The organism is Streptococcus pseudopneumoniae, assembly GCF_001068775.1.
In the GTDB taxonomy this organism is placed as follows: domain Bacteria; phylum Bacillota; class Bacilli; order Lactobacillales; family Streptococcaceae; genus Streptococcus; species Streptococcus pseudopneumoniae_N.
Window position 1 is genome coordinate 18,977 of the sequence record NZ_JWAJ01000086.1, and the last position, 8,176, is coordinate 27,152.

Consider the following 8,176-nt stretch of genomic DNA (forward strand, 5'->3'; position numbering starts at 1 on the left):
ATATCAGGAGACACCTTAAACATGTTATCACTACAAGAATTTGTACAAAATCGTTACAATAAAACCATTGCAGAATGTAGCAATGAAGAGCTTTACCTTGCTCTTCTTAACTACAGCAAGCTTGCAAGCAGCCAAAAACCAGTCAACACTGGTAAAAAGAAAGTTTACTATATCTCAGCTGAGTTCTTGATTGGTAAACTCTTGTCAAACAACTTGATCAACCTTGGTCTTTACGACGATGTCAAAAAAGAACTTGCTGCTGCAGGTAAAGACTTGATCGAAGTTGAAGAAGTTGAATTGGAACCATCTCTTGGTAATGGTGGTTTGGGACGTTTGGCTGCCTGCTTTATCGACTCAATTGCGACTCTTGGTTTGAACGGTGACGGTGTTGGTCTTAACTACCACTTTGGTCTTTTCCAACAAGTTCTTAAAAACAACCAACAAGAAACAATTCCAAATGCATGGTTGACAGAGCAAAACTGGTTGGTTCGCTCAAGCCGTAGCTACCAAGTACCATTTGCAGACTTTACTTTGACATCAACTCTTTACGATATTGATGTTACTGGTTATGAAACAGCAACTAAAAACCGCTTGCGTTTGTTTGACTTGGATTCAGTTGATTCTTCTATTATTAAAGATGGTATCAACTTTGACAAGACAGATATCGCTCGCAACTTGACTCTTTTCCTTTACCCAGATGATAGTGACCGTCAAGGTGAATTGCTCCGTATCTTCCAACAATACTTCATGGTTTCAAACGGTGCGCAATTGATCATCGACGAAGCAATCGAAAAAGGAAGCAACTTGCATGACCTTGCTGACTACGCTGTTGTACAAATCAACGATACTCACCCATCAATGGTTATCCCTGAATTGATCCGTCTTTTGACTGCACGTGGTATCGAGCTTGACGAAGCAATCTCAATCGTTCGTAGCATGACTGCCTACACTAACCACACAATCCTTGCTGAAGCCCTTGAAAAATGGCCTCTTGAATTCTTGCAAGAAGTGGTTCCTCACTTGGTACCAATCATCGAAGAATTGGACCGTCGTGTGAAAGCAGAATACAAAGATCCAGCTGTTCAAATTATCGATGAGAGCGGACGTGTTCACATGGCTCACATGGATATCCACTACGGATACAGTGTTAACGGGGTTGCAGCACTTCACACTGAAATCTTGAAGAACTCTGAGTTGAAAGCCTTCTACGACCTTTACCCAGAAAAATTCAATAATAAAACAAACGGTATCACTTTCCGTCGTTGGCTCATGCATGCTAACCCAAGCTTGTCTCACTACTTGGATGAGATTCTTGGAGACGGTTGGCACCATGAAGCAGATGAACTTGAAAAACTCTTGTCTTATGAAGACAAAGCAGCTGTCAAAGAAAAATTGGAAAGCATCAAGGCTCACAACAAACGTAAATTGGCTCGTCACTTGAAAGAACACCAAGGTGTGGAAATCAATCCAAACTCTATCTTTGATATCCAAATCAAACGTCTTCACGAGTACAAACGCCAACAAATGAACGCTTTGTACGTGATCCACAAATATCTTGACATCAAAGCTGGTAACATCCCTGCTCGCCCAATCACAATCTTCTTTGGTGGTAAAGCAGCTCCAGCCTACACAATAGCTCAAGACATCATCCACTTGATCCTTTGCATGTCAGAAGTTATTGCTAACGATCCAGCAGTAGCTCCACACTTGCAAGTTGTTATGGTTGAAAACTACAACGTTACTGCAGCAAGCTTCCTTATCCCAGCATGTGATATCTCAGAACAAATTTCACTTGCTTCTAAAGAAGCTTCAGGTACTGGTAACATGAAATTCATGTTGAACGGAGCTTTGACTCTTGGTACTATGGACGGTGCTAACGTGGAAATCGCTGAGTTGGTTGGAGACGAAAACATCTACATCTTTGGTGAAGATTCAGAAACTGTTATCGACCTTTACGATAAAGCAGCATACAAATCAAGTGAATTCTACGCTCGTGATGCTATCAAACCATTGGTTGACTTCATCGTTAGCGATGCAGTTCTTGCAGCTGGAAACAAAGAGCGCTTGGAACGTCTTTACAATGAATTGATCAACAAAGACTGGTTCATGACTCTTCTTGACTTGGAAGACTACATCAAGGTTAAAGAACAAATGTTGGCTGACTACGAAGACCGTGACGCATGGTTGGATAAAGTCATCGTTAACATTGCTAAAGCAGGATTCTTCTCATCTGACCGTACAATCGCTCAGTACAACGAAGATATCTGGCACTTGAACTAAGATATAAGATTTATACTAATACATTTTGTAAAAAAGCGAATTTCGATTGAAATTCGCTTTTTTGAATGCTGTGAATTTGGGTCAATCTTGTCTAAAAAGAGAGAAATCCTAGATACAGTAAAGATATAACACTCTCTTTCAACCTCATGTTTCGTTGTAGTCTCTTACCTCATATTCCTTGCATCCGCCTACATAAAGTATTATAATATATTTGTAGGAAAGAAGGTGTTCTTATGTGGAAAAAATATTTTTCAAAATACAAATGAACTGATTTATTTTGGATTTTATTTATAATTTTGACCTGCCTCTATATAGGTAACCACGATTTGTTTCCTCTCAATCATCAAGAAATCTCTTTTCGTGGTAGTTTCTGGGGTTTGGTACTGGCCTTATATCACTTACTGTTCATTGATAAATTTTTCATCTCGAATCGAAAATAAAGATTAGAGCTATGCTTGACTGTGTACTTTTAGGATTGATTTTGGAGGGAAGATTTTGTCTCTATTATTTATTATTTTAAATTTGTTTATCTTGTACAAGGTTTATTCTTTGAGGCGGGAAAAATCGAAGTACTTGATTTATACGGCCTATATCATATTTGGGGTAAATGTAATATATGGTATTCAATGGTTATTAAAAGAACTGGTTTCAAAGATTTCCACTTAATGTGTATAGAAACTCCAGCTATTTTTGCATAACAAAACGCATAAGATTAAGGTTTTTGAGTACCTGTTCTTATGCGTTTTTGTAATATTGAAGATTTTCGGTAAGTTGTCTACCTTTGGGAAGTCTAGTTTATACTCAATGAAAATCAAAGAGCAAACTAGGAAGCTAGCCGTAGGCAGTACTTGAGTACGGCAAGGCGAAGCTGACGTGGTTTGAATTTGATTTTCGAAGAGTATTAGAATACTTTCCCAACTAGAATCTCCGCTTCAATGGTAATCTCTGTCAGTTGGCTCCAATCAATCTTGCTTTGGTCAACGTGAAAGAGGAGGGGTGTCATGTTGAGTAAAGCTTGTCTTTGCTCTGCTGTAATGGATTTGGTCAGGGAAGCAGTCTGGATAGATTGGATGCTGAAGTGTTCTTGGAAGTGTTCCTTGATATCTTGGTTAGAATAGTCCTTCTTTGTTAGCTGGTTCTGTACCATTTGACGGATTTCCTTGAGGTGATTTTCAGTTGGGATGACCTTAATTAAGACACCGTCTTTGGATAAAACGCGGCTAAATTCACCGTAGTTGGCAGGCGAGAAGATATCAAGAAGGATATCCATGCTGGCGTTTTTTAAAGAAAGGCGAGCTAGGTCACCGACAAACCAATTGACTGCCCAGTTGGGTTCACTCTTGGCAGCGATTTGGACCGAGTCTTTTGAAATGTCAAAGGCATAGAAGATCTTGTCGGGGTTCGCTTCTTGGAGTTTACGAGAGTAGAAGCCCTCGCCACAGCCGATATCCAAGACTGTTTTTGCGGATGGTTTAGTGGCTAGTAAGTCGGAGATACCTTCTAAAATAGCCTGATAAAATCCAGCTTCTAGGATTTGTTGGCGATTTTGGAAATTTTCCTTGTCGTAGTTGGCCGATTGCTTGATTTGTGGTGCTAGATTGATATAGCCGAATTTTGCTAGGTCAAAAGAATGGCGATTGGTGCACTTGAGACTAGATTCTACCAAGGTCAAGTTTTCTTGGCAGACGGGACAGGCAAAAGCGCTAGCAGAAGCAAAACGCTGGAGTTTGGGTTTGAGGTTTGTATTCATAGTTTAAGTGTATCAAAAGAGGCAAATGAAAGCAACTTTAGGAATAAGTAGATGGGAGATTCAGTAGAAATAAAACTAATTCTCCAATTTATGGAATGAAATTGCTTTTATATCTAAATTGCTATATAATAATGATAAGGAGGAAATAAGTATGCTAAAAGAAGTATTAAGCGTCGCAAAAGTTGCGAAAAAATCATCACTCTTTTTGGGTGGTGTTGCATTTGGTACCCTTGGTTTGAAAATCTTAGCAAGTAAGGAAGCTAAAAAAGGTTATTCTAAAGCTTTGGCTAAGGCTTACAAGTTGAAAGACGAGCTAGATGCATCTGTTTCTGTTGTGAAGCAACATGGAGACGATGTCTTGCAAGATGCCAAATATTTGTACGAGCAAGAGAAAAAAGAAGAGCAATTAGATAGCCTTATAGGAGAATAATATGTCTTTTAAAGTGCTACATAGAGGATACCAACATATCCGACTATCATCTTCTTTTTCACTCACCTTGGATATTCAAGACTATCTTCGTTCCTTGGCGAGAGATGAAAAGGGGATTGAGTCTATCCAGTTTTACATGGATCAACAGCACTTTACTCTACGTATAAAAGAAGGCTTTTCTGTATTAGATAATGCAGAAGCCTTTTTAAAAAGAATTGATAAAGGGAAAGTTTCTGAGTTGATGACTCTTCCCATTCGTAGAGAAGAGAGTGCTTATTCTATTGTTTCAGGTGCAGCGATTAAGCGTATGATTTTTCGTAGTTTTGTGCCGTATCCTATTCGCTATATATGGACTTGTTATCAGGCTTTGGGTTATGTTAGAGAAGCCTATCAGACTCTAGCGCGTAAGGAACTAACGATGGAGGTCTTGGACTGTTCAGCGATTTTATTGTCCTTATTTATGAACCAATCCAAGACGGCAAGTAATATCATGTTTATGCTTGATTTGGGGAATCATTTAGATCAGTGGTCTTTGAAAAAAACTGCAACAGATTTAGAACAAAGCCTTCTTGCAAAAGAGAGCGATGTATTCTTAGTACAGGGCGATACGGTTGTTAGTATCAAGAGTTCCGATGTTCAAATAGGAGATGTCTTGATCTTATCTCAAGGAAATGAAATTCTGTTTGATGGACAAGTAGTTTCAGGTTTAGGTATGGTCAACGAAAGTTCCTTGACGGGAGAGAGTTTTCCAGTTGAAAAAAGAGAGTCTGATTTAGTTTGTGCAAATACAGTATTAGAAACTGGAGAGTTACGCATTCGTGTAACCGATAATCAGATGAACAGCCGGATTTTACAACTGATTGAGTTGATGAAAAAATCTGAAGAAAATAAGAAAACGAAACAACGCTATTTCATCAAGATGGCGGACAAGGTCGTCAAATATAATTTCTTGGGGGCTGGGCTGACTTACCTATTAACGGGTTCTTTTTCTAAGGCTATCTCTTTCCTATTGGTCGATTTCTCCTGCGCTTTGAAAATCTCTACTCCTGTAGCTTATTTGACAGCTATCAAGGAGGGGTTGAACCGTGAAATGGTGATTAAGGATGGAGATGTTCTGGAGAAATATCTGGAAGTCGATACTTTCTTGTTTGATAAGACGGGAACAATCACAACTAGTTATCCTATAGTTGAAAAGGTGTTACCTTTTGGGAACTATAGTGAGGAAGATATTCTCAGAATCAGTGCCTGTCTTGAGGAGCACATCTATCATCCTATTGCTAATGCCATCGTCAAGCAAGCTGAGATAGAGGGGATTGAACATGAGGAAATGCATGGGAAACTCCAATATATCGCAAGCAAGGGAATTAAGTCCCATATCGATGGTCAACCAGTTCTTATTGGAAATTATGTCTTGATGCAGGATGAGCAGATTCATATCAGTTCAGAACAAAATGCTTTAATTGAAGAGTACAAGAGTCACTACAATCTCTTATTCTTGGCTTATCAGAATGAATTGATTGGAATGTTCTGCATCCATACTCCTTTGAGAAAAGAAGCAAAAGCAGCCTTGGAGAAACTTAAGGCACAAGGGAAAAAATTGATTCTGGCAACAGGGGACACCTTGGTTAGGACAGAGGAATTAGTCAAAGATTTGTCCTTTGATCAGGTCTATACAGACTTGAAACCTGATGGGAAATTTGAGTTAGTAGAGGAACTGCAGAAAGCAGGTCACACTATTTTGATGGTTGGAGATGGATTGAATGACTCAGCGGCTCTAACCCTATCAGATATCGGTGTGGTGATGAATGAGAGTGCAGATATTTCTAAGCAGATGAGTGATATCTTATTGTTAGATAATCGCTTGGATTTCTTCCAAGAGTTGGATTCGCTATCATCATCTTTGCAAACACTCATCAAGAAGAATATTCAAGATACCGTTGTCGTAAATAGTAGTTTGATTGGGTTTGGCTTGTTTAATTGGCTCAGTCCTTCAAATCTCTCTATCTTACATAATCTAACAACCTTACGCATTGTACTGCGTAGCCTGTCTATTAAAAATAGATAGATGAGAGTTATTAACAACAAAAACATACTAAGATTAGTAGTGAGGAAATCTCCGACGGGAGAAAGTACTCACTACTTTTTCGTTATGTTAAAGTAGTGGTGTCTTGTTAAGTCGATAAGTCCTTTGGCGCTAGACGTCGTAACTAAAACTGACAAGACACCTGTTTTAGGAAGAATGTTATCAAAGTATGTGGGACGAAAAACGTCGAGTATTGAAAATGACATCACTAAAGCAAGGAATCATTCAAGACAAAGAGGTAATATCATGCGAGTAGTTTTTGGGATTGACGTGAGTAAAGCAAGTTCAGAAGTGGCCATCTTGGTCAATGGAGAAAAAGTACATGGCTATACCATTCCCAATGATGCCATCGGATTTAATCGACTACTTGGGGACTTGAAGACTGTTCACGATCCAGAGATTGTCTTCGAGGCGACTGGTGTCTATTCTCGTCGTCTTCAGGCCTTCTTTGAGGATAATAGTTACGCTTATACACGGCTCAATCCCTTAGAATCCAAAAAACAACTAGATAGCTTACGAGTACGTAAAACCGATAAGATTGACGCTGAAAAACTAGCTGCTTCTCAGTTCATCCTCAATCGTAAACCAAGCTATGTCCAAGAAGCGCTTTATCAAGAATTACGCGATCTCAGCCGTTTCTATCAGAATCTTACTGAGGATATCGTCTGCGCTAAAAACCGTCTGCACAAGGTTTTACAGTTCACTTTTCCTGAATTGGAAAACATATTGTCGGCACCAACTGGGGAACAATATTGGAACTTGGTCATGACTTTTCCATGTAATAGTTTTGTACTGGAGTTAGATGACGCCACATTAACAGCTATCATCCGTCAGTCTACGGCGAAACGCATCTCTGAAAAACGTGTGACTTACTTAGTAGATAAGCTTACAAAACTAGCTAATCAGTCTTATTGTGCGGTCAAAAAAAACTCTCCAGTGATAGAAGAGGTCAAATACTATGCAGGGGAGTTACTTAGGCTTTCTGAACACAGACAAGGTGTTCTAGAGGAGATGGTAGCATTGGCTCAATCTTTGCCAGAATATGAGATTCTTCTCTCTATTCCTGGAATAGCTGAAACCACAGCGACAAGTATTATTGGCGAACTTGGTGACATTCGTCGATTTCACTCTGCCAATCAAATCAATGCTTTTATCGGAATTGACCTCAGACACTATGAATCTGGAAACTTTCTAGCCAAGGAACATATCACTAAACGTGGGAATCCCTATGCCAGAAAGATTCTCTTTAAGTGCATTCATAACATAGCTTCAGCTAGCCACACCAATCCTTGTCATATCGCAGACTTCTATGAGAAACGGAAAAGACAATCGCAAGTGACTTCAACCAAACCACACACGATTGCCTCTATACATCGTCTCATTAGAACAATGTATTACCTTATAACGCATAACAAACTTTACGATTATACTTCTACCCAAAATCGGTAAAATTGTTTATGCCATATTATTGTAACGCCTTATCAAAAAAAATCACCAGATAAGGTGTTGGTTTAGTGTACACTTTTTTCACTAAACTTTAGTTCAGAAAAAGACAATTTCCTTAGTTTGACTATGGAAATCAAACTATTTTTCATCAAATACCTTGATATACTTGACAAATGGTAGAAAAGGA

Annotated in this window: 5 protein-coding genes; 4 read left to right on the top strand and 1 reads right to left on the bottom strand. The window is 39.0% G+C overall.

The window, feature by feature from the left end; all coding sequences use genetic code 11:
• The first annotated feature begins 21 nt into the window (after positions 1-21).
• A complete protein-coding gene (locus tag ADF68_RS04140; protein WP_049548758.1) occupies positions 22-2,280 on the top strand; it encodes a glycogen/starch/alpha-glucan phosphorylase in 2,259 nt (752 codons plus the stop codon).
• A gap of 901 nt (positions 2,281-3,181) precedes the next feature.
• Here the strand turns inward: ADF68_RS04140 and ADF68_RS04150 are convergent.
• Complete coding sequence (locus ADF68_RS04150; RefSeq protein WP_049548759.1) at positions 3,182-4,030, bottom strand: putative RNA methyltransferase; 849 nt, start codon at positions 4,028-4,030, stop codon at positions 3,182-3,184.
• Positions 4,031-4,181: 151 nt separating this feature from the next.
• Here ADF68_RS04150 and ADF68_RS04155 point away from each other — a divergent pair, with 151 nt between their 5' ends.
• The 3 genes from ADF68_RS04155 to ADF68_RS04165 all read left to right on the top strand — a co-directional run bounded on the left by ADF68_RS04155 (position 4,182) and on the right by ADF68_RS04165 (position 7,992).
• Positions 4,182-4,460: a DUF6110 family protein gene (locus ADF68_RS04155; RefSeq protein WP_000910903.1), complete on the top strand. Its 279-nt coding sequence runs from the start codon at positions 4,182-4,184 to the stop codon at positions 4,458-4,460.
• Position 4,461: 1 nt separating this feature from the next.
• On the top strand, positions 4,462-6,525 hold the full coding sequence (locus ADF68_RS04160; RefSeq protein WP_049548760.1) for a heavy metal translocating P-type ATPase: 2,064 nt from the start codon (positions 4,462-4,464) through the stop codon (positions 6,523-6,525).
• 264 nt (positions 6,526-6,789) lie between these two features.
• Positions 6,790-7,992, top strand: coding sequence for an IS110 family transposase (locus ADF68_RS04165; protein WP_049548761.1), 1,203 nt, complete (start codon positions 6,790-6,792; stop codon positions 7,990-7,992).
• Positions 7,993-8,176: the final 184 nt, after the last annotated feature.

Coding starts and splice junctions, on each gene's coding strand:
- ADF68_RS04140 (WP_049548758.1), top strand. CDS start 22: ATGTTATCACTACAAGAATTTGTACAAAATCGTTACAATAAAACCATT.
- ADF68_RS04160 (WP_049548760.1), top strand. CDS start 4,462: ATGTCTTTTAAAGTGCTACATAGAGGATACCAACATATCCGACTATCA.
- ADF68_RS04165 (WP_049548761.1), top strand. CDS start 6,790: ATGCGAGTAGTTTTTGGGATTGACGTGAGTAAAGCAAGTTCAGAAGTG.
- ADF68_RS04155 (WP_000910903.1), top strand. CDS start 4,182: ATGCTAAAAGAAGTATTAAGCGTCGCAAAAGTTGCGAAAAAATCATCA.
- ADF68_RS04150 (WP_049548759.1), bottom strand. CDS start 4,030: ATGAATACAAACCTCAAACCCAAACTCCAGCGTTTTGCTTCTGCTAGC.